The sequence below is a fragment of the Monashia sp. HAY1-11D genome, from assembly GCF_056868035.1.
This window is the reverse complement of record NZ_CP200320.1, coordinates 2,457,623-2,479,089: the sequence shown is the minus strand read 5'-3', so window position 1 is coordinate 2,479,089 and position 21,467 is coordinate 2,457,623. Positions and strand designations below refer to the sequence as shown.

Annotated in this window: 19 protein-coding genes; 8 read left to right on the top strand and 11 right to left on the bottom strand. The window is 73.7% G+C overall.

Annotated elements, in window-relative coordinates; all coding sequences use genetic code 11:
- Positions 1-65 precede the first annotated feature (65 nt).
- The 3 genes from AC1VM9_RS11440 to AC1VM9_RS11430 all read right to left on the bottom strand — a co-directional run bounded on the left by AC1VM9_RS11440 (position 66) and on the right by AC1VM9_RS11430 (position 2,523).
- Positions 66-338 carry a DUF7218 family protein gene (locus AC1VM9_RS11440; protein ID WP_481342984.1) on the bottom strand — a complete coding sequence of 91 codons (273 nt, stop codon included), beginning with the start codon at positions 336-338 and terminating at the stop codon, positions 66-68.
- 80 nt (positions 339-418) lie between these two features.
- Complete coding sequence (locus tag AC1VM9_RS11435; protein ID WP_483122720.1) at positions 419-1,453, bottom strand: DNA topoisomerase IB; 1,035 nt, start codon at positions 1,451-1,453, stop codon at positions 419-421.
- Between the two features lie 428 nt (positions 1,454-1,881).
- On the bottom strand, positions 1,882-2,523 hold the full coding sequence (locus AC1VM9_RS11430; protein WP_483122718.1) for a TetR/AcrR family transcriptional regulator: 642 nt from the start codon (positions 2,521-2,523) through the stop codon (positions 1,882-1,884).
- Positions 2,524-2,623: 100 nt separating this feature from the next.
- Here AC1VM9_RS11430 and AC1VM9_RS11425 point away from each other — a divergent pair, with 100 nt between their 5' ends.
- Positions 2,624-3,952, top strand: a complete 1,329-nt coding sequence (locus AC1VM9_RS11425) for an FAD-dependent oxidoreductase (RefSeq protein WP_483122717.1) — start codon at positions 2,624-2,626, stop codon at positions 3,950-3,952.
- Between the two features lie 49 nt (positions 3,953-4,001).
- Here the strand turns inward: AC1VM9_RS11425 and AC1VM9_RS11420 are convergent, their stop codons facing one another.
- The 7 genes from AC1VM9_RS11420 to AC1VM9_RS11390 form a co-directional block, all read right to left on the bottom strand.
- Complete coding sequence (locus AC1VM9_RS11420) at positions 4,002-5,273, bottom strand: aspartate kinase (RefSeq protein WP_481347498.1); 1,272 nt, start codon at positions 5,271-5,273, stop codon at positions 4,002-4,004.
- 131 nt (positions 5,274-5,404) lie between these two features.
- Positions 5,405-5,995, bottom strand: a complete 591-nt coding sequence (locus AC1VM9_RS11415) for a DUF5063 domain-containing protein (RefSeq protein WP_481341907.1) — start codon at positions 5,993-5,995, stop codon at positions 5,405-5,407.
- Between the two features lie 49 nt (positions 5,996-6,044).
- Positions 6,045-6,644 carry a recombination mediator RecR gene (gene recR / locus AC1VM9_RS11410; protein WP_481341908.1) on the bottom strand — a complete coding sequence of 200 codons (600 nt, stop codon included), beginning with the start codon at positions 6,642-6,644 and terminating at the stop codon, positions 6,045-6,047.
- Positions 6,645-6,737: 93 nt separating this feature from the next.
- A complete protein-coding gene (gene nicT, locus AC1VM9_RS11405; RefSeq protein WP_481347571.1) occupies positions 6,738-7,907 on the bottom strand; it encodes a Nickel transporter NicT in 1,170 nt (389 codons plus the stop codon).
- Between the two features lie 77 nt (positions 7,908-7,984).
- A complete protein-coding gene (locus AC1VM9_RS11400) occupies positions 7,985-8,659 on the bottom strand; it encodes a lysophospholipid acyltransferase family protein (protein ID WP_481341910.1) in 675 nt (224 codons plus the stop codon).
- A gap of 76 nt (positions 8,660-8,735) precedes the next feature.
- Positions 8,736-9,497 (bottom strand): class I SAM-dependent methyltransferase, encoded by a 762-nt coding sequence (locus tag AC1VM9_RS11395; RefSeq protein WP_481347586.1) that lies wholly within the window; start codon positions 9,495-9,497, stop codon positions 8,736-8,738.
- Between the two features lie 9 nt (positions 9,498-9,506).
- Positions 9,507-10,841 (bottom strand): MFS transporter, encoded by a 1,335-nt coding sequence (locus AC1VM9_RS11390; RefSeq protein ID WP_481346326.1) that lies wholly within the window; start codon positions 10,839-10,841, stop codon positions 9,507-9,509.
- A 100-nt stretch (positions 10,842-10,941) separates the two neighbouring features.
- Between AC1VM9_RS11390 and AC1VM9_RS11385 the strand changes: the two genes are divergently transcribed.
- Positions 10,942-11,799, top strand: coding sequence for a LysR family transcriptional regulator (locus AC1VM9_RS11385; protein WP_481341913.1), 858 nt, complete (start codon positions 10,942-10,944; stop codon positions 11,797-11,799).
- A gap of 30 nt (positions 11,800-11,829) precedes the next feature.
- Here the strand turns inward: AC1VM9_RS11385 and AC1VM9_RS11380 are convergent, their stop codons facing one another.
- Positions 11,830-14,580 carry a DNA polymerase III subunit gamma and tau gene (locus AC1VM9_RS11380; protein WP_483122715.1) on the bottom strand — a complete coding sequence of 917 codons (2,751 nt, stop codon included), beginning with the start codon at positions 14,578-14,580 and terminating at the stop codon, positions 11,830-11,832.
- A gap of 170 nt (positions 14,581-14,750) precedes the next feature.
- Between AC1VM9_RS11380 and egtB the strand changes: the two genes are divergently transcribed.
- From egtB to AC1VM9_RS11350, 6 genes are all read left to right on the top strand, one after another.
- Positions 14,751-16,091 (top strand): ergothioneine biosynthesis protein EgtB, encoded by a 1,341-nt coding sequence (gene egtB, locus AC1VM9_RS11375; RefSeq protein WP_483122713.1) that lies wholly within the window; start codon positions 14,751-14,753, stop codon positions 16,089-16,091.
- The gene (gene egtD, locus AC1VM9_RS11370; protein WP_483122712.1) at positions 16,088-17,077 is read left to right on the top strand and encodes an L-histidine N(alpha)-methyltransferase; all 990 of its coding nucleotides are present in this window, start codon (positions 16,088-16,090) and stop codon (positions 17,075-17,077) included. Before egtB ends, egtD begins: the two co-directional genes overlap by 4 nt.
- A gap of 116 nt (positions 17,078-17,193) precedes the next feature.
- Entirely contained in the window at positions 17,194-17,655 is a 462-nt protein-coding gene (locus AC1VM9_RS11365) for a DUF3817 domain-containing protein (protein WP_483122711.1), read from the top strand.
- Between the two features lie 139 nt (positions 17,656-17,794).
- Positions 17,795-18,451 carry an ABC transporter ATP-binding protein gene (locus AC1VM9_RS11360; RefSeq protein WP_483122709.1) on the top strand — a complete coding sequence of 219 codons (657 nt, stop codon included), beginning with the start codon at positions 17,795-17,797 and terminating at the stop codon, positions 18,449-18,451.
- Between the two features lie 187 nt (positions 18,452-18,638).
- Positions 18,639-20,030: a hypothetical protein gene (locus AC1VM9_RS11355; protein ID WP_483122708.1), complete on the top strand. Its 1,392-nt coding sequence runs from the start codon at positions 18,639-18,641 to the stop codon at positions 20,028-20,030.
- A gap of 48 nt (positions 20,031-20,078) precedes the next feature.
- Positions 20,079-21,305, top strand: a complete 1,227-nt coding sequence (locus AC1VM9_RS11350; RefSeq protein WP_483122707.1) for a GNAT family N-acetyltransferase — start codon at positions 20,079-20,081, stop codon at positions 21,303-21,305.
- Positions 21,306-21,467 lie beyond the last annotated feature (162 nt).

The following is a 21,467-nucleotide window of genomic DNA, read 5'->3' as shown; positions in this document are numbered from 1 at the left end:
GGACGCGTGACGGCAGGCCGGCGTGCGGCGGCGCGGGCGTCGCGCGGGCGACGCGGGCGTGCCCGTCAGTGGTTGCGCAGCGCCGAGACGAGCTCGGACTTCGACATCGACGAGCGGCCGGAGATGCCGATCTCGCGGGCGCGCTTCATCAGCTGGTCCTTGGTCATGTCGTCGTAGCTGCCGGCCTTGCCGCCCTTGCGGCCGACCGACGATCGCGACGAGCCGGCGGCGGCGTTCGCGATGCGGGCCGCCTTCTCCTTGCTCGCTCCCTCGTCACGAAGTGCCTCGTAGGTCTCCGGGTCCTTGACCGAGGGTCCGGGGCTCTTTCGCTTCGGCATGGGGATCTCCTCTCGTCGTGGCTGGTCCGTCGTCGCCCGGTTCAGGCCGACGACCGGTTCGTACCCGACGGCGGCCGCTTCTACTCGGCGCCGCGGACGAGGCGGATCACCGCCCGTTCGAGCGCGTCGCGGTCGCGGACGCGGACGAGCTCGCCGTTGGCCAGGCGGGCCCGGTCGGCCTTGGTGAGCCGGCTCAGGCCCCGCGCGACGGTGCGCCCCACGGCGTACTCGTCCAGGACCCGCGGGTCGACGTAGGAGCGTCGCGCGACCGCCGGCGTGTTGCCGAGGTGCTCCGAGACCACCTTCATCGCGTCCTTCTCGGCGCGCTTCTGCTCTCGCTCGGTGGCGGCGGGGCCGGTCTGGGCCAGGGCGACCGCGGCGGTGACCGTCGCCGCCCACGTGCGCAGGTCCTTGACGGTGAACTCGTCGCCGACGAGCTCCTTGAAGGCGAGGTTGAGGTCGGCGGAGTGCAGCTCGTGCCACCCGGTCGCGTCACGGAAGGCGAGCAGCCGCTCGCCGGGGTAGCCGCTGCGCTTGAGCGACAGGACGAGCCGCGCGAGCAGCTGGTCGGTCATGACGGCCTCGCGCAGCACCCCTGACTTGGCGGGGAACTCGAAGGTGATGTCCTCACCGCTGACCCTGACGTGCTGGTGCAGGAGCGTCGCGACGCCGTACGAGCCGTTCTGCGCCTCGTAGGCCTCACCGCCGGTGCGGAAGAGGCCGGCGTCCAGCATGTGCAGCGCCGCTGCGGTGACGCGGCGGCGGCCGAGACCGTCGGTGCGCAGGTCCGTGGCCAGCTGCTTGCGCGCCTGCGGCAGCCGCCTGGCCAGGGCTAGGACGCGGTCGTGCTTCTCCCGGTCACGGGCCTCGTGCCACTTCTCGTGGTAGAGGTACTGGCGGCGTCCGGCGTCGTCCGTGCCGACGGCCTGGATGTGCCCGTTGGGGTACGGGCTGATCCACACGTCCTTCCACGCCGGCGGTATGACGAGTGCCTTGACACGCTCGCGGGTCTCGGCGTCGACGGCCCTCCCGTCCGCGTCGACGTAGCCGAAGCCGGAACCGCGGCGCACCCGGCGGATGCCGGGGCCGTCGATCATGCTGCGCCGCAGTCTCATGCGCCACACGTACCCCGACGCGCGACCGCGAACTCACCGACCCGGCCGCCCGCGTGGCGGACCGACCTGACCGGGTCGTCAGCACCTCAGGACGTCGGGCCCTCGCTCTCCGGGGAGGGCAGGCCGTCCGCGTCCGCCGCGGCCTCGACCGCGTCCGGACCGACAGGAGCACCCGGACTGTCGGAACGATCCGAGCCGTCCTGACCGTCGGGGGCACGCACCGGAAGGATGTCGGGGACCGAGATGTCCTCCTGGCCGGGTGGCACGGGTGGGTCGGGGGTCACCGGGGGGAAAACGGTTCCGTCGCTGTTGAGGTGGGATTCGTGAGGGGTCACGTGCATCGCCTTCGTCCCCGAGATCGCGGTGGCTGCTTACCGTTCGACCATACCCACGTCACCGGGCCCGTCCACGAGCCGAGTCCACCGCCGTCAGGCGAGGAGCGCGGCGGCCAGCGCGTCCCGCAGGAACGCCTCGTACCGGGCGACCGACCAACCTCGCTCGACGACGAGCCGGTTGTAGAGCATCGGGTCCATGTAGAGCCAGCAGACGTCGGCGGCCGCGGCCCGCGAGAGGCCCGGTCGCAACCCACCGATGCGCGCGAGGTGGCGGACGAGCTGCTGGGCGCCGAAGAGCCGGTTGGCGTCCGCGGTCGCCTTGAGGGCCGCGGCCTCGCTGTCGGTGTCGGACGCGAGGACGAGCACGGTGCCGATGGGCGCGACGCGACGAACGACGTCGCGGACGATGCGGACCCACTGGTCCAGCGCCTCGGCAGGGTCGGTCGTCTCCTGCAGCGCGCGGACGGCCGGCCGTTCGGCGAAGGAGACCGGCTCATCGTCGCCGACGACGGCCCAGTCGTAGGCGTCCTTGAGCAGGGCGACCTTGCCGCCGACGGCGTCGAAGACCGTCTTGCGGCTGACCCCGGCAGCGGAGGCCACCGCGTCGATGGTCGTGGCGGCATAGCCCCGCTCCACGAAGAGCGCACTGGCGGCCTCGACGACGGCGCGACGCGTGCGGCGCGCCTGTGCCTCACGCAAACCGGACACGTAGGCCCGTTTCGGACGGGAGCTCATCGGACTTCCCGCAAACCGCTTGACGCCATCACCGGGTGCTTTCACTCTGGGTTAAGTCAATACACCGACGGTAACACCAATGGGGGTGAAGGTCGTGCAGGTGGCAGTCATCGGGGCCGGACCGGCCGGCCTGGTCAGTGGCATCGGTCTCGCGCGCCGCGGGCACTCGGTGGTCGTCGTCGACCGCGACGCCGGACCGCCCGCCACCGGGCACTGGGACCGACGCGGTGTCATGCAGTTCCACCACGCCCACGCCTTCCGGCCCCAGGTCGGTCGGGTCCTCCAGGAGGTCGCACCGGACGCCTGGGACGCCTGGCTCGCGGCAGGCGCCGAACCGGTGCCGATCCCCCTGCCCGACGGCACGAAGATCCTCGGTGGCGTCCGCTCGCGGCGCGAGACGTTCGAGCGGGCGGTGCGGGCGGCGGCCGGGGCCCAGCCCGGGCTGACCCTGGAGGTGGGACACGTCGACGGGCTCACGACGCGCTGCGGTCGGGTCGGCGGCCTCAGCGTCGACGGCCGTGACGTGCCCGCCGACCTCGTCATCGACGCGTCGGGCCGGTCAGGGCGCGTCAACCGGCACCTGCGGGCCCCGGGGATCGGCGGCGAGTGCGGCATCGCCTACGTCGACCGGCTCTACCAGCTGCGCGCCGGAGCCGACCCGCCACTGACGAATCCCATTGCCTGGCAAGGAAACTACGACGGCTTCGAGGTCCTCGTCTTCCCTCACGAGAAGGGCGTCTTCTCCGCCCTCATCATCCGCAACACCTCGGACCGCTCGCTCGTGGACCTGCGCCACACCGCGGCGTTCGAGGCCGCTGCTGCCGCCGTGCCCGGCCTCGCGGCGTGGACCGACCCGTCCGTGGCCACCCCGCTCACCGACGCGCTGCCCGGCGGTCCGCTGCTCAACGTCTACCGCGGGCAGCACGGGCCGGACGGCCGTCCGGCGCTGCCGGGGCTCGTCTTCGTGGGTGACTCGGTGTGCACCACGACGCCGAACTTCGGCCGCGGCGTCACGACCTCCCTGCTCCAGGTGGCCGAGCTGCTCCGGCTCCTCGACGAGCACGGCACCGACCTCGAGGCGCTCTCGCTCGGGCTCGACGCCTTCGGCGAGGCGAGCATGCGGCCCTGGGTCGAGGACCACGTGCACATGGACTCGGCGCAGGCCCGACGCTGGTCGGGTGAGGACATCGACCTCTCCCGCCCGCTGCCCTCCGACATCATCATGATGGCCGCGGAGCGGGACCCCTCGATCGGCGAGCTCATCGGTCCGTACGCCGCGATGACCGCGCTGCCCGCGAGCCTGCGGGCCGCCGAGGACCGGGCCCGTGCCGTCTACGCGACCGGCTGGCGGCGACCCTTCGACCCCGGCCCGACGCGCGGGGAGCTCGCCGAGGTCGTGGCCCGGTCGGTGCCCGCGGTGGCCCACTGACGCCGTCACGCGACGACGCGGCCCAGCTCACCGGGCGGGGCAGCGAGCGTCAGCGGCCGGTGCCGCCGTAGACGATGGCGTCCTCGGCCGAGTCGAGACCGAAGGCGGTGTGCACGGCACGGACGGCGTCGTCGAGCTGCTCGGCGCGCGTCACCGCCGAGACACGGATCTCGGAGGTCGAGATCATCTCGATGTTGATCCCGGCCTCGGCCAGGGCCCCGAAGAACTTCGCCGAGACGCCTGGGTGGCTCTTCATGCCGGCGCCGACGAGGGCGATCTTGCCGATCTTGTCATCGAGCCGCAGGTCCTCGTACTCGACCTCGGCCCTGATGCCCTGCAGCACCTGCATGCCGCGGGCGCCGTCGGCCTGCGGCAGCGTGAAGGAGATGTCGGTCTTGGCCGTCTGGGCCGCCGACACGTTCTGGACGATCATGTCGATGTTGATGCCGGCCTCGGCGATGGCGCCGAAGATCTTCGCGGCGATCCCGACCCGGTCGGGCACCCCGACGATGGTGATCTTGGCCTCGCTGCGGTCGTGGGCGATGCCGGCGATGATCGGAGCTTCCACAGCGCCTTCTCCTTCGTAGGGGTTGTCCTTGACCCAGGTGCCCGGCTTCTGCGACCACGAGGACCGGACGTGGATCGGGATGCCGTAGCGGCGGGCGTACTCGACGCAGCGCAGGTGCAGGATCTTCGACCCGTTGGCCGCGAGGTCGAGCATCTCCTCCATCGACAGGACGTCGAGCTTGCGCGCGCTCGGCAGGATGCGCGGGTCGGCGGTGAAGACGCCGTCGACGTCGGTGTAGATCTCGCAGACGTCGGCCCCGAGGGCGGCGGCGAGGGCGACGGCGGTGGTGTCCGAGCCGCCGCGGCCGAGGGTGGTGATGTCCTTCGTCGTCTGGCTCACGCCCTGGAAGCCGGCGACGATGGCGATGTGACCGGCGTCGAGGGCGCTCTGGATGCGCCCCGGCGTCACGTCGATGATGCGCGCGGCACCGTGCGCGTCGTCGGTGATGACGCCGGCCTGGCTGCCCGTGAACGAGCGGGCCTCGGCGCCGAGCTGGGCGATCGCCATGGCGACGAGGGCCATCGAGATGCGCTCGCCCGAGGTCAGCAGCATGTCGAGCTCGCGGGCCGGCGGTGCCGGCGTCACCTGCTCGGCGAGGTCGAGCAGCTCGTCGGTGGTGTCGCCCATGGCCGAGACGACGACGCAGACCGCGTTGCCGGCCTTGTGCGTCTCGACGATGCGGCGGGCCACCCGCTTGATGGCCTCGGCGTCGGAGACGGACGACCCGCCGTACTTCTGGACGACGATGCTCACTCGGGGCTCCGGATCTGCTCGGTGGTCTGCGGTGCAGCCGAGTCTAGGCTCGGGCTCGCGGCGCCCACCGCCGCGTCGCGATGGTGAGATGTGCGCGGATTCGTCACCGGCGCCGCACGTTCTTGCGCGGGTCAGGGGTGCAGCGCGTCGAACTCCGCCTCGCCGACGGTCTCCTCGTCGACGTCGAGCCGCAGGTGCGACAGGATCGACTGGAGCGCGCGCAGCGCCGTCATCGCGCGGTCGCCCCACTCGGACAGGTAGCTGAACTGCCACCACCACAGGGCCTCGACGCGGCGGCCCGCACCGTAGTGCTTGAGGCCGTGCGTCAGGGCGACGGCGATGTCCACGAGGTCGTTGGTGATCGACCCGTCGGCCCGTTCGGAGGAGGTGACCGGGTCGATGACGTAGACGTAGTCGTCGATGCCGGCGAAGACGTTGGCCAGACCGGTGCGCAGCGGGTCGGCGTCGTCGTCGGTCGCGTCCGGCTCGAAGCGCTCGACCGGCACGACGTCCTGGATCGCCCCGAGCCGGGCGCCGGCGACGAGCACCTGAGACAGGGCGAGCGTCAGGACGGGCAGGGCGGTGTCGGGCGAGCTGCCCGAGGCGACCTCGGTCACCGACGTGAGGAACGCACTGGCCTCGGCCGCGGTGAGGTCGGCCAGGCCCGAGAGGTCGTCGATCTCGCGGTCGGCGGCGTCAGGGGTCCCCTGCTCGGTGCTCATGTGACCAGCATGCCCCATCGCGGCTGGGACGCGGCCCCCGGGGAGCGCGTCACGCGTCGACGCGTCGACGCCCCTCGAAGGCTCGCCCGAGCGTCACCTCGTCGGCGTACTCGAGGTCGCCGCCGACGGGCAGGCCGGAGGCGAGGCGGGTGACCGTGACGCCGACGTCGCGCAGCAGCCGGGACAGGTAGGTGGCCGTCGCCTCGCCCTCGAGGTTGGGGTCGGTGGCGATGATGACCTCCTGCACCTCCCCCGACGCGAGCCGCGTCATGAGCTCGCGGACCCGCAGGTCGTCGGGTCCGATGCCGTCGATCGGGCTGATGGCGCCGCCGAGCACGTGGTAGGTGCCGCGGAACTCGCGGGTGCGCTCGATCGCGACGACGTCCTTCGGCTCCTCGACGACGCAGATGGAGGTCTGGTCGCGACGCGGGTCGGCGCAGATGCGGCACCGCTCGGCCTGCGCGACGTTGCCGCACACCTCGCAGAACCGGACCCGGGCCTTGACCTCGGTCAGGGCCGTGACGAGACGCGTGACGTCCTCGGCGTCGGCCTGCAGGAGGTGGAAGGCGATGCGCTGGGCGCTCTTGGGACCGACGCCGGGCAAGCGTCCGAGCTCGTCGATGAGGTCCTGCACTGCGCCTTCGTACACACCGCAACCCTAAGCCCGCGCGCGGTCCGTGCCGCCCACCCGGGCCGAACCGCGCCACGGTGGACTTTGGGGGCGGGCGACGCGTGACGCCGGTCAGTCGGCGAGCGTGGCCTCCCACCGCTCCTCGATGCGGCCGTACCGCCACACGAGCACGGCGACGAGCCACGTGACGACGAAGAGGCCGACGATCCAGAACCCGACGTCGCCGAGGTCGATGGCGGCCACCCAGGCGAGCGGACCGCCGGTGACGCCGAGCTTGTCCGCGAGCAGACCGACGAGCTCGATGACGCCGATGACGAGGGCGACCGCGACCGACAGCGCCGTGACGGTGATGTTGTAGTAGATCTTGCGGACCGGGCGGCTGAAGGCCCAGCCGTAGGCGACGTTCATGAACGAGCCGTCGATCGAGTCGAGCAGCGACATGCCGGCCGCGAAGAGCACCGGCAGCACGAGCACGGCGTACCACGGCAGGGCCGCCGCCGCCGCTCCGCCGGCGATGACGAGCAGGCCCACCTCGGTGACGGTGTCGAAGCCCAGCCCGAAGAGGAGGCCGACCGGGTACATGTGCCACGGCTTGGTCACCGCGCGGGTCACGCGACCGAGGACGCGGTTGAGCAGACCGCGCCGGTCCAGCTGCCGCTCGAGCTCCGCCTCGTCGTACTGCCCGGCCCGCATCCGGCGGAAGACCTTGAGGATCCCGACGAGCGCGGCGAGGTTGACGAGGCCGATGAGGACGAGGAAGGTCCCCGACACGGTGGTGCCCCAGACGCCGGTCACCTGCTGGAGCGTCGAACCGTCGTCGGTCAGGGCGCCGGCCAGGGCCCGGATGCCGGCGGCGAGGAGCATGACCATGACGAAGACGACCGAGGAGTGCCCGAGGCTGAACCAGAAGCCGACGCTCATCGGGCGCTGTCCCTCGGCCAGGAGCTTGCGGGTCGTGTTGTCGATGGCGGCGATGTGGTCGACGTCGAAGGCGTGCCGCATGCCGAGGGTGTACGCCGTGACGCCGAGGCCGATGCCGAACAGCTGGCCCGCGACGCGGTACTCGGCCGGGGCGACGACGAGGACGAGCAGCCCCCAGCCGACGACGTGCAGCAGGGCCACCACCGCGGCCATCCCGGAGAGGCTCCGGCGCTCCTGCGGGCCCAAGTGCGCCGCGAGGCGGGCGCGCAGTGGGCGGGCGGTCGAGGTCGGCGTCGGCTCCGGCGTCGAGGTCGGCGTCGAGGTAGGCGTCGAGGTCGGCGTCGGGGTCCGTGCGGTCACGGGGCCACGCTAGATGCGACTGCGTCGCATCTGCAACGGGCACCTGCTGTAGCGCGACTACAGCACCTGCATGACGATCAGACCGCGGGCGCGCCGCCCGGGACCTCGTTGTAGGCGTCGACCCGCTCCTGACCGGAGAGCGCCGCGATGGCCTCCATGACGCGGTCGGTCAGCAGGCGCCGGGCCTTCCCGGCGGGCATGCCCTGGTACTCCTCGACGCCGATCGGCTCGCCGAAGCGCACCGTGACCTTGGCCAGGCGCGGGAAGCTCGCCCCGACCGGTTGGATGTTCTCGGTGCCGATGAGCCCGACGGGGACGACCGGCACCTGGGCGGTCAGCGCGAGCCAGGCGACGCCGGTGCGGCCGCGGTAGAGCCGGCCGTCGCGGGAGCGGGTGCCCTCGGGGTAGATGCCGAACGCGTCCCCGTTCTTGAGCACCTCGAGCGCGGCGTCGAGGCTCTCCTGGGCGGCGGTCGGTGAGTGGCGGTTGACCGGCACCATGCCGACGGCGCTGAAGAAGCCCTTGCGCAGCAGCCCCCCGACACCGGGCCCGGTCCAGTACTCCTCCTTGGCCAGGAACCGCACCTGCCGCGGCGCCGCGAGGGGGATCGCGAACGAGTCGATGAACGACAGGTGGTTGCTCGCGACGATGACACCGCCCTCGCGCGGGATGTTCTCCTTGCCCTCGATCGTCGGGCGGTACAGCGCGTGGGACAGCGGGTAGAGCACGGACCGCCCGAGGCTGTAGAACATGGCGCCAACTGTAGGGCTACCCGCCGGTCGCGACCGCTCGTGCCCGGTCCGCGGCCAACCCCGGCACCACCGGGGGTCAGGCTCGGGCGCGCACGGCCCACGCGGTCGCGAGCACGTGGAACGGGGCGTCGGGAGCGAGCTCGCGGCAGTGTTCGCGGAGCGCGGCGCGCCGGTCCGGGGCCAGCGACTCGACGTAGTCGCCAGCAGGGCCGACGCCCAGCGTGTACGGCTCCCACCACTCCTCGAACGTCTCGTGCCGCACCGCGACCATGAACGAGGTGTCCTCGATGCCGGTCAGACCGGCGGCGTCGAAGAGCAGCGCGAGGCTGCCCTCCGAGGCGCCCGGCTGGTCACCCTCGCCGGGGGCGTCGGGGTCGAGGTCGGCGGCGGCCCGCCAGAAGAGGGCGAGCGGACCGGCTCCCCCGGCGTGGTCCCAGACGCACGCGGCCACGGTGCCACCGGGTCGCGTCACCCGGGCCATCTCGCGCAGGCCCCCGACCGGGTCGGCCATGAACGGTACGACGAGCTGGGCCAGGGCGAGGTCGAACAGGTCGTCGCGGTACGGCAGCTGCTCGGCGCCCCCCACCTGGACGTCGAGGGTGGGGAACTCCTGGCGCAGCACGGCGACGAACGCCTGTGTCGGGTCGACGGCGGACACCCCGTCGACGCCGAGGCGCTCGACGAGGACGCGCGTGAGAGCGCCGGTGCCGCAGCCGACGTCGATGGCGTGGCCGGGGCCGGCGTCGACCCCGGACCAGTCCGCGAACCGCCCGGCGAGCGGCCCCGAGTACCGCCCCATGAACAGGTCGTAGGCGTCCGCCGGAACCTCGAAGGTCACGCCCCGACGCTACGCCGTGCTGGGTTCCTCCACCGCCGAATGCCGCTCGTCCGCGCGGCGGGCCGGGGCCGGGCCGGTCCGCTGCGTCTGCCCCACGAGCGGAAGCCACGTCATGGCGGGCACCCCGGTGCCGGGCGTTCGGGCGAGGCGGCGCCGCCCGCGGCCGCGCAGACCGGCGACGAGGGCCACGACCGCCGTGACGAGACCGGCCGCGCAGAGGGTGGGGCGCACACCGAGCTCGTCGATGACCGCGCCGCCGACGAGCATCCCGACCGACCCCGTGACGTCGACGAGGTTGGACTGCCCGGCGAGGGCCGCCCGTCGAGCGGGACCGGACGTCTGCCCGAGGAGGACCTGCGTCATGGCCCGGATGCCGACGACCGTCACGGCGCCCGCAAGGGCCGACCAGACGGCGACCGGCGCGGGTGTGATCCACAGGGCCATGGCGACGAACGCAAGCCCCTGCCCGACCCACGCGACGGTCGCCACGCGCACCGGGTTCGAGGACGGCGGACGCGCGGCCACCACGAGCGTCATCGCGAGCGCACCGACCCCGTAGGCGGCCAGTGCCGTCGCGTAGAGCGTGCCGGACTGCCCGGTCCGTTCCCCCTGCACCGCGAGGCCGAGCGCGAAGGCGAACCACAGCATGCAGCTCGTCCCACGCATGACCCAGCCCCGGAGGATGTCCGGGTGGTGCCGCACGGACGCGAGGATCCCGGGCGCCGGGCCGGCACCTGCGGCGTCGGGGTGAGCATCGACCGCGCTCGCCTCCGGCCCCAGGACGACCCGACGCACGAGGAGGGACGACCCGACGAGGGCGAGCCCTTCGACCCACAGCAGGACGTGGGTCCACCCGAGCTGCACACCGACTCCCGCGAGACCGGGGCCCACCACCATCGCAGCCCGGCGCACGGCGTCGTCCCACGTGACGACCCGCGTGGCCATCCCGTCCCCCAGGCGGTCCCCGAGGTCGCCGAGCAGGGCCGTGCGACCGGGCGACGCCAACGCGTTCGACACCCCGACCGCGAGCCCGGCCACGGCGAGGACGACCGGGTGCATCAGCCCGAGGACCAGCGCCACCGGGACGACGAGGACCGCGGCGGCCTGCCAGAGCGAGACGAGGGCGAGACCGCGCCCGTCCGAGAGGCGTTGCCGCAGGCGACGAGCCCACCAGGGCGAGGTGACGACCGGTAGACCGGCGAGGCCGCCGACGAGACCCGCCATCGCGGCCGAGTCGAAGTGCCTCAGGACGACGAGTGGGAGGACGACCTGGGTGAAGCGGAACGCCAGGTACTCGATGGCGTTGGAGGTCAGCACGGTGCGGACGGCGCGGCTCGGGGTCACGTGCTCCAGCGTCGCGCCCCGACCGCCGTACCGGTAGACAGGACGATCTCGGTACGGGTCATAAGATGGCCTTATGGATCCATTGCACCAGGTGCCGGACGTGGACGACCTCAAGCTGGTGCTGACGCTGCACCGCACACAGTCCCTCGGGTCGGCGGCGCGCGAGCTCCTGGTGAGCCAGCCAGCGGCCTCGCAACGACTGGCTCGCCTCGAACGGCGCTGTGGCACAGTGCTCTTCACCCGGAGCCCGATGGGGACGACCGCGACGCCGGCCGGTCTGGAGATGGTCCGTCAGGCGGACCACATCCTCAGCCACCTCGGCGGTGTCTACGCTGCCGTCCGATCCTCGGCCTCCGCGCGAACGCTTCGGGTGGGCACCTTCGCCGGGCTCTCGGGCTACGTCTTCCCGGCACTCGACGAGCTCGTCGGGGACGAGGTCCGGCTGGTGACCTCCGTCTACCACGGCAGCGAGATGCTCGAGCTGGTCGCCGAGGGATCCATGGACGCGGCGGTCATCGGCATCGCCGAGCAGGTCCAGCTGCCGCCGCACGTCGTCGCGCACCGGCTCGGCACCGACGAGCTCGTGGCCTTCGTCGCGGCCGGCGTCGAGCCGCCGCGGCGGGGTGCGCGGCCCTTCCTCGACCGGGTCGTCACCTACGCGCCCTACGACAACTCCGGCCCGCTCATCGCCGAGCGCGTCGCCGCCCTGGGGGGCACGGTGCGACACGCCGCGACGGCACCGGTCGCCCTCGAGATCGCCCGACGCCGGGAGGGGATCGCCATCGTGCCCTCGAGTGCCGCCCGGATGTCCGGCCGACCCGGTGACCGCGTCATGACCTCTCGGGTCGACCTTCCCGTCCGGCTGTCGGTCATCGCCCGCGGTGAGCTCGACCCGGTGCTGGCCGCTGCCCTACCGGCCCTCGCCCGCGCGCTCGGACTGCGCCGCCGCAGCAGCTGACCACGTGACGAACGGCCGTGCGACGGACGGTCAGTCCTCGAGCTCCTGGACCACACGGCCGCCGAGGACCTTCTCGATGACGGCACGGCCGACGTCCCCGGACTGCTCGATGTCCTCGTCGTCGTCGCTGACGGCGGAGTCGTCGGTCAGGGGCGGGCGGGGCGGGTCGTCGTCGTTGGAGCGGGGCACGGACGCCCGGGCCCTCGCCTGGGCGAAGGACTCGCGGACCGCGCTGGCGCCGCGCACCGCCGAGACCGTCGGGGCACCCTGGTCACCGCTCCCACCTGAGGGGATCCGGTCGCCTCCGGCCGAGGGCGTGGCCGTGACCGTGGCCGAGGACGGGTGGGTGGAGGTGGCCGGCGTCCCGGCCGCGGGGGCGGACGCGGGACCCGTGGCCCAGTCCGGTGGCGGGCCGGCGGCGCTGCCCCAGCCCGCGTTTTCCTCGAGCGAGCGGCCGGACACCGGGCTCAGGCCGGAGTCGGCGAGCCGCGCCGCCCCGCCCGGCGCGGCACCCGGACCAGCGTCCGGAGCTGCGTTCGGGCCACCGGCGTCGTGACCCGCCCCGGCGTCACCCCAAGAGCCCCGGGCCGCGGCACCGGGGAGGTCAGCCGCGGAAGGAGGCCCGCCTGGTCCGCCCTGTCCCGCCTGTCCTGGCTGTCGTGCCTCTCGGCCCTGCGCGCCCGTCGGACCGCCCGGATCACCGGGCCCAGGGTCGCCGGGACCACCCCGGCCCGTGGGATCGCCGCCGCCTTCGGGACCGCCGTCGCGTTCAGGACCGTCGTCGTCGGGGGCAGGGGGCATCGCACCGACCGGCGGGGCGACCGGCGCCTGTTGCGACACCTCGGCCACGTGCACGCCGTCGACGAGGGCGTCGACGCCGAGCTCGTCGATGAGGGCCTGCCGCACCACCTCGGCGTGGTTGCCGGCACGGAACGTCGTGGTGAGGCCCGCGGTGGCGATCCCCAGGGTCAGCGTGCGTCCGTCGAAAGCCGTCACCTGGGCGTTCTGGGAGACGAACGTCCACGTGATGCGGCGCATCGTGAAGATCCGTCCGAGGACGTTGGGCCACGCGCGGCGGATGGCGTCGGTGTCCATGCCGCCGGACGGCGGGGTCCCGCCGGGCCCGGTGGCCGCCCCGGCCGCCCCGGCCGCGCCGGCCGGCTCGTCCTCCTCGCCGCCGTGGGCGTGGAGGACGCCGCGACCCGGGTCGTGGACGACGTCGTGCGACGACCCGGCACGAGCCGAGCCCCCGGACGCGGCCGCTGCCCCGGAGGCACCCGTCGCTGCGTCGCCCGCCGTCGCCGCGTGGCCCAGGCCCTCGCGCGGCTCGTCGACGGCGGAGGGACCGCCCACGGACTCCCGCGGCACCGCGACCGGAGGGGCTCCGGCCTCGGCGCGTGCGGCGTCGGTGCGTCCGGCGTCGCCGGGACCGGCGGGCACCGGGGCGCCCGTCGGCCCGGCGCCCGGGGCCGCCACGGCCGGCGTCGCCACCGCGGCGGCCGCGGGCGGCGTGTAGTCGGACACCGTGCGCGGCGGCGCGGTCACCCCGCCTGCGGACGCGGAGGGGACGGGCCCAGCGTGTGCCGCTGCGCCCGCGGGCCGTGCGGCCGACGGCACGCCGCCGACCTCGAGGCGCCGCTCGAGCCGGTCGAGGCGAGCGGCGTAGCCCTGCTCGCCGGAGGACGCCGGGAGCAGGATGCGCGCGCAGATGAGCTCCAGCTGCAGCCGGGGTGCGGTGGCGCCGGTCATCTCGGTGAGGCCGGTGTTGACGATGTCGGCCGCCCTCGACAGGGCGCCGGGACCGAACGCGGCCTGCTGGACGCGCATCCGTTCGAGCTGGTCCTCGGGGATGCCGCGCAGGACCTGACCCGCCCCCTCCTGGACCGCGGCCACGACGATGAGGTCGCGCAGCCGCTCGAGGAGGTCCTCGACGAAGCGCCGGGGGTCGTGGCCCGACTCGATGACGCGGTCGACCTGGCGGAACGTCGCCGCGCCGTCGCCGGCCGCGAGGGCGTCGACCGTGGCGTCGAGCAGCTCGCCGTCGGTGAACCCGAGCAGCGACACCGCACCGTCGTAGGTGAGCCCTTCGGGGCCCGACCCCGCGATGAGCTGGTCGAGCACCGACAGCGAGTCGCGCACCGACCCACCGCCGGCCCGCGTCACGAACGACAGGACGCCGGGCTGCACGGCCACCTGTTCCTGCTCGAGGAGCCGCTCCATGTACGCGGTGAGCTTGGCCGGGGGAACGAGACGGAACGGGTAGTGGTGCGTGCGCGAGCGGATCGTGCCGATGACCTTCTCGGGCTCGGTGGTGGCGAAGACGAACTTCACGTGCTCGGGCGGCTCCTCGACGATCTTGAGCAGGGCGTTGAAGCCCTGCGGCGTCACCATGTGCGCCTCGTCGATGATGTAGATCTTGAAACGGCTCTGCGCCGGGCCGTACGAGGCGCGTTCCCGGAGGTCACGCGCGTCGTCGACGCCGCCGTGGCTCGCGGCGTCGATCTCGATGACGTCGACGCTGCCCGGCCCCCCGCGCGCCAGCGCGACGCACGACTGGCACGTGCCGCAGGGTGTCGGCGTCGGACCCTGCTCGCAGTTGAGGCAGCGGGCCAGGATGCGCGCGCTCGTCGTCTTGCCACAGCCGCGGGGGCCGCTGAAGAGGTAGGCGTGGTTGACCCTGCCCGTGCGCAGCGCCTGCATGAGCGGCTCGGTGACGTGCTCCTGGCCGATCACGTCGGCGAAGCTCTCGGGCCGGTAGCGGCGGTACAGGGCGGTGGCCATGCCGGAAACCCTAACCGTCCGGACCGACGCCGGTCTGCCCGGTGAACAGGTGCTGACGAGTCGCGGCCGGCCCCCGGACGGGTGGTGGCTGTCGGCGGCCCGACCTAGGGTCGAGGGCACTCAGGTCCAGGTGCAACGAGCGCCGTCAGCGGCCGATGGAGGAGGTCACGATGCCCGATCCGACCCCGCACGCGACATCCGCGCGGGAGTGGGACGCCGAGGCGCTCGTCGCCCGCTACGGCGAGGTGCGCGCCCACACCGAGGCGCTCGCCGCGCCCCTGTCCCCCGAGGACCAGACCGTCCAGTCGATGCCGGACGTCTCGCCGACGAAGTGGCACCGCGCGCACGTCACGTGGTTCTTCGAGACGTTCGTCCTCGCCGACCACGAGCCGTCGTTCACGCCGTACCAGGACCGCTACTGGTTCCTGTTCAACAGCTACTACGAGGGCGTCGGTCCCCGGTACGCCCGGCCGAACCGCGGCCTCATCAGCCGGCCCGGCGCCCACGACGTCGGTCTCTACCGCGACAACGTCGACGCCCGCATGCGCGACCTCGTGCAGGGCCTCGACGGTGGCGCGCTCGAGAAGCTCATCTCGACCATCGAGCTCGGCTTCCACCACGAGCAGCAGCACCAGGAGCTGCTGCTCATGGACATCAAGCACGTCCTGTCCCTCAACCCGCTCCAGCCGGCCTACGCCGGCACCCCGAGCCCCCCGAGCGAGCCCGACGCGCTCGGCTGGGTCGACGTCGAGGGCGGGCTCGTCGAGATCGGGCACCGCGGCGGCGGGTTCTCCTTCGACAACGAGCTGCCGCTGCACCAGGCCTGGCTCGAGCCGTACCGGCTCGCCGACCGCCTCGTCACCAACGGCGAGTGGCTCCAGTTCATGGCCGACGGAGGGTACGACCGGCACGAGCTGTGGCTCTCCGACGGCTGGGGCCGGGTGCGCGGCGAGGGCTGGCGCGCCCCGTTCTACTGGACCCAGGTCGACGGCATCTGGTTCGAGCACACCCTGAGCGGCACCTGGCCGGTCAACCCCGGCCTCCCGGTCAGCCACGTCAGCCACTACGAGGCCGACGCCTACGCGACGTGGGCCGGCAAGCGGCTGCCCACCGAGGCCGAGTGGGAGCACGCGGTCGTCGCCGACGGCCAGGCCGACGCCTCGGCGGGCGGTGACGGGCACGCGGCGTCGGCCACCGCCGAGGGCAACCTCGCCGACACGCTGACCTTCCACCCGCGGGCGGCCCCGCCCGCGAACGGGCACCTGCGTCAGGTGTACGGCGACTGCTGGGAGTGGACCTCCTCGGCCTACCTCGCCTACCCGGGGTACCACCCGCCGGCCGGCGCGATCGGCGAGTACAACGGCAAGTTCATGTCGGGCCAGATGGTGCTGCGTGGCGGTTGCGCCCTGACGCCGCCGGACCATGCCCGCGCCACGTACCGCAACTTCTTCCCGCCGGGGGCCCGGTGGGCCCTGTCCGGGGTGCGGCTCGCCGACGGGGGTGCCCGGTGACGACGCCGGCCGGCCGCGAGCCGGTCGTCACCGTCGCCCTCGACCCCGACTGGGCCTCCGGCTCGCTCGTGTCCGACGTGCGTCGGGGGCTGGGGGCACAACCGCGGACCCTGCCGCCGAAGTGGCTCTACGACGACGCCGGCTCGTCCCTGTTCGACGAGATCACCCGCCTGCCCGAGTACTACCCGACCGAGCGCGAGCGCGAGATCCTGCGCGACCACGCGGCCGACATCGTGCGCGCCTCGGGGGCCACGACGCTCGTCGAGCTCGGCAGCGGCACGAGCGACAAGACCCGGACCCTGCTCGACGCGTTCACCACCGCCGGCCATCTCGAGCGCTTCGTGCCCGTCGACGTGTCCGAGCAGACGCTGCGCGACGCCGCGGCGATGCTGAGCGCGCGCTACCCGTCGCTGCTGGTGGAGGCGCTGGTCGGCGACTTCACCCTGCACCTGGGTCACCTGCCGCGCGGGGGCCGGCGCCTCGTCGCCTTCCTCGGGGGCACGATCGGCAACTTCTACGTCGAGGAGCGCGCCGCGTTCCTCGGGGCCCTGGCCGACAGCCTCGAGCCCGGCGACTGGTTCCTGCTCGGCACCGACCTCGTCAAGAGCAGCGACCGGCTGATCGCCGCCTACGACGACCCGGGAGGCGTCACGGCGGCCTTCGTCACCAACTGCCTCCACGTGCTCAACCGCGAGCTCGGCGCCGACTTCGACGTCGACGCCTTCTCCTACGTCCCGTTCTGGGACCCACGCGAGGAGCGCATGGACCTCCGCCTGCGCGCCGACATGCCGCAGCGGGTCACGGTTCCCGGGGCCGACCTCGTCTTCGACCTGGCCCACGGCGAGGAGATCCGCGTCGAGATCTCGACGAAGTTCCGGCCCGAACGGCTCGGCGCCGAGCTCGGCGCCGCCGGGTTCACCGTCGAGCACCGGTGGACCGACGACGACGGCGACTTCGCGCTCACCCTGGCCCGCCGCGACACGTGAGGCCGCACGGTCCCGTCGGGCGGAGCCGGGGACGGTCGCGGTGACCGCGTGGTCCCGCCTGGTCGGGCGTTTGGCACACTGGGCGCTCGAGTACGACACGACGTAGGAGACGCCAGATGACCCCTCGTACCCTCTACCGACGCCTCGCAGCAGCGGAGGTGGTCACGTGGGCGTTGCTGCTGCTCGGCATGGTCCTCAAGTACGTCACCCGGACGACCGACCTCGGAGTCAGGGTCTTCGGGCTCGCCCACGGCGTCGTCTTCATCGCCTTCTGCATCGCCACCCTGCTGCTCTGGGTCGACGAGCGCTGGACCGTGCGGGAGGTCCTCCTCGGCCTGCTGAGCGCGGTGCCCCCGTTCCTGACCATCTGGTGGGAGCGGCGCCTCGAGCGGCGCGGCCGGCTGGGCGGTGTCTGGCGGCTCGGGCCTGGCGGTGATGCCGCGAGGACGCCTGCGGAGCGACTCGTCGCGACCCTGCTCGCCCGGCCGCTCGTCGGTGCCGGCATCGGCGCCCTCGCCGTGCTCGGCCTCACCGGCATCGCCCTGCTCGTCGGGCCGCCCGTCGGCACCCAGGGCTGACCCCGCTGGCCGGCAGACCCCTGCCGCCGGCTGCCGGCTGCCGGCTGCCGGCCAGGGCTGGCACCCGTGTCCCAGCCGCACGGCATACGGTGTCGTCAGCCGGCCGGGAGTCGGGCCGGAGACCCGAGGAGGGCGAGAGATGGCTGCGGTGGCGGTGCTGACCGGCGAGGTGCGCGCGGAGGGCGTCAGCAAGACGATCGACGAGACGACCCTGCTGCGGCCCACCGACGTGCGGGCCGACCCGGGCGAGTGCATCGTCCTGCGCGGCCCCAACGGCTCCGGCAAGACGACGCTGCTGCGCATCATCGGTGGTCTCCTCGTGCCGAGCACGGGCACCGCGACGATCGGTGGTCGCGAGGCCGACGAGCGCGACCGGGCGGTACGGGCCGCCGTCGCGGCCCTGCTCGGCGCCCCGACGACCTACCGCGACCTGACCCTCGTCGACCACCTCGTCCTCATCGACTCGACGTGGGGCGGCGACCCGGCCAGGTCCGACGACCGCAGCCTCGCGCTGCTCGAGCGCCTCGGCATCGCCCACCTCGACGACCGGTTCCCCCACGAGCTGTCCTCGGGGCAGGAGCAGCTGTTCCGCCTCGCCCTGACGTTCTCGCGGCCGGCGAACGTCGTGCTCCTCGACGAGCCGGAGCAGCGCCTCGACACCGCCAAGCGCCAGGTGGTCGCCGACCTCATCCGCGAGCGCATCGACTCGGGTGTCACCGTGGTCATGGCCTGTCACGACCCCGAGCTGACGGCCTCCCTCGCGACCCGCGTCGTCGACGTCGTGCCGGCGCGCTGACGGTCCGGCGATGAGCAGGCGCAAGCGAAAGCGTCAGGCCGCGCGTGCGGCGGCGGGCGCGACGCCGCCCGGCCCCGGCAGGCCGGCACCGGCTGCCGAGGGCTCTGCATCCCGGTCGAGCACGGAGGCGCCGACGCCGCCGGAGCCGAGGGCCCGTCCGATGCCCCGGGCGACGGTGGACGTCCCGATGCCCTCCGGCCCACCGGCGGCCGCCGAGGTCGTGTACGACGACCACGACCTCCTCGGCCAGGCCGACTGGGTCATCGGTGGCGAGGCGGCCCGCAAGGCGCGGCGGCAGGGCCTGTACGCGGGCTACGTCCTCTTCCTCGGTGCCCTCGTCTACGGGTTCCCCATCGTGCAGGCGGTCTTCCGCACCTCCGACGCCAGGTCCCTCGGCGAGCAGCTGCGCTCCCCTGTCGCGGTCGTCCTGCTCGTCGCGTCGGTCGTGGCGCTGCTCGGGGCCGTCGTCTTCGCCGGCCGGTTCCGGGGTCCGGTCGTGCCGCCGATGCCGTGGATCGACCTCGTCCTGCCGGCACCCCTCGACCGCGCGCTCGCCCTGCGGCGGTGGTGGCGCTACGCCTCGGTCGGCGGCCTGTTCGTCGGTGCGCTGAGCGGCCTGACCCTGGGCGCCGGCCTGGCCTTCGCCCACCTCGCCGGGGTCGCGACTGTTGCCGTGACGACCCTGGCCGGAACCGCCCTCGGCGTGCTCGCGACCCGGCTGTGGCTGTGGTCTCAGGTGCGCTCGTGGCCCGGCCCCGACCGTGGCCTCGGCCTGCTGTGGCGGGTGACCGACGCCCTGCGCGAGCTGCACGCCGAGTCGCTGCGCACCCACTCGGCGAACACCTCGACGATGGCCGGCTCGGCCCTGACCGGGAACCTGCGCACCGCGCGGCTTGCGCTGACGCGGCCCGTGCGGCACGGCCGGTCGGCACGGCTGCGACCCGGTGGACCGTTCACCGTCCTCGTACGTCGCGACCTGCTGGGGCTGCGCCGGACGCCCGGCGCCTTCCTGTCCGGCCTGGGCCTCAGCCTCCTCGGCGGCGCGATCGTCACGTGGGCCTTCACCCAGCCGGCGGCGCCGAGCATCGCGGCGACGATCGGCCTCCTGCCGCTCTACCTCGGCTTCGGTGCGTGGGCGGAGGGCCTGCGGCTGCAGGCCGACAACGTCGGGACGCCCTCGCTCCTCGGCACGGGCGAGCTCACCGAGGTGGGCGCGCACGTCGTGCTGCCGACCGTGCTCACGGTCCTCGTCCTCGGTGGCTGGGCCGGGGTGGCCGCCGCGCTCGGCTCGCTCCCGGCGAGCGCGGTGCTGTCGCTGTGGCTCGTCCTCGTGCTCGTCACGGCCGGCAACGTGCTGGCCGCCTTCCGCGGCTCTCCGACCTTCATGCTGCGGCCACAGACGGTCATCGCCTGGTACGCGATGCCCGCGCTCGTCGTCGTCGTGCTGGGATCCCTCGTCGCCGTGCTCACGAAGGCCGGTCGCTACACCTGGCTCTCGGTCGTCAGCTGGCTCGTCTACGTCGTGCTGGCGTGGGCCGTCGCGAAGGTGCGCCGCCTCACCTACCTGCATCGCTCCTGACATCGACAGGGTCGCCCGCGACCCGGACCACTCGTTAGGTTCGGGCCCATGACGGACCTGCGGACCCGCGACGCGACGCACGACGACCTGCCGGCCATCCTGCGCATCCGGAGCCGGTCGTTCGGTCCGCTCGGCGCCGAGGGCGCCGGCTGGTGGGAGCGCGTCGCGGCCGAGACCCTGGGCGGGCGCATGGTCGTCGTGACCGACGACACGGGTACCGTCGTGGGCTCCGGTCGGATCCGCCCGTTCCACCAGGCCTGGGGCGGCCGGCACCTGCCGATGGGCGGCGTCGCCGGCGTCTACGTCGAACCGAGCGCCCGCGGCCGCGGCGTCGCCACGACCCTGACGCGCGCGCTCGTGGCGCGGATGGGCGAGCTCGGCGATGTCGTGTCCTGCCTCTTTCCCACCGCACCGGCGCTGTACCGGCGCTCGGGCTACGAGGTCGGCGGCGTGCAGTCGCGCACGACGCTGGCCTCGCACCTCGTCCGCGCCCTCGGTTCGGCCGGCCACAGCCGACGCGTCCGGTCCGCCACGCCCGAGGACGCCCGCGCCCTCGAGGCCCTGACCCGCACGGCCCAGGCCCGGCACGGGCAGAGCGGACCGATGGCGCCGAGCGCCGGGACGTTCCGACGGATGATCGAGCAGGACGAGCTGGTCACGTACGTCGTGGGGCACGACGTCGGCGGCGCGGAACCCACGGGGTTCGTCGCCTACGACCTGTCGGCCGAAGTCGCGACCGTCGAGCACCTCGTCGCCGCGGACGCCCCGACGGCTGCGGCGCTGTGGGGCATCGTCGGGTCGGGGTCGTCGGCCGTGCCGACGGTGCACACCCACCTCGACCCCCGCGACCCCGTGCTCCTCGCCCTCACCGGGCTGCCGGAGACACAGGTGCACCAGGTGCCTTGGATGGCCCGCGTCATCGACCTCGCCGGTGCGTTCGCGGCACGTGGGTTCCCGCCGCTCACGACCGCGGCGGTCGACCTCGCCGTGTCCGACGCCGACGCGCCCGCCAACGCCGGCGTGTGGCGTCTCGCCGTGGACGGGGGTGCCGGAACCGCGACCCGCCTCGCCGACGGGCCCGGCGAGCCGGAGATGTCGGCCGACCTGGAGTCGTCGGTGCCCCGCGTGGACCCCCGGGGTCTCGCCGCCCTGTGGTGCGGCTGGTCGACGTCGCGGCTGCGCCTCGCCGGGCTGCTCGAGGGTGGCTCACCCGCCGACGACGCCGCCCTCGACGCGGTCTTCGCCGCGGCGCCCTACATCACCGAGTACTTCTGACCCCCGGCGCCGCCCATCACCGAGCACTTCCCAGCCGCGGCGCCGCCCATCACCGGGTCGAGCGGCCGGAGCGAGCGCGGCTCGTCGCCGCTGAAGCGGCGTTTCGGGCGTTCGTTCCGGCCGCTCGGCCCGGAAGACCGAGGGATGTCGACGGGTGGTGGC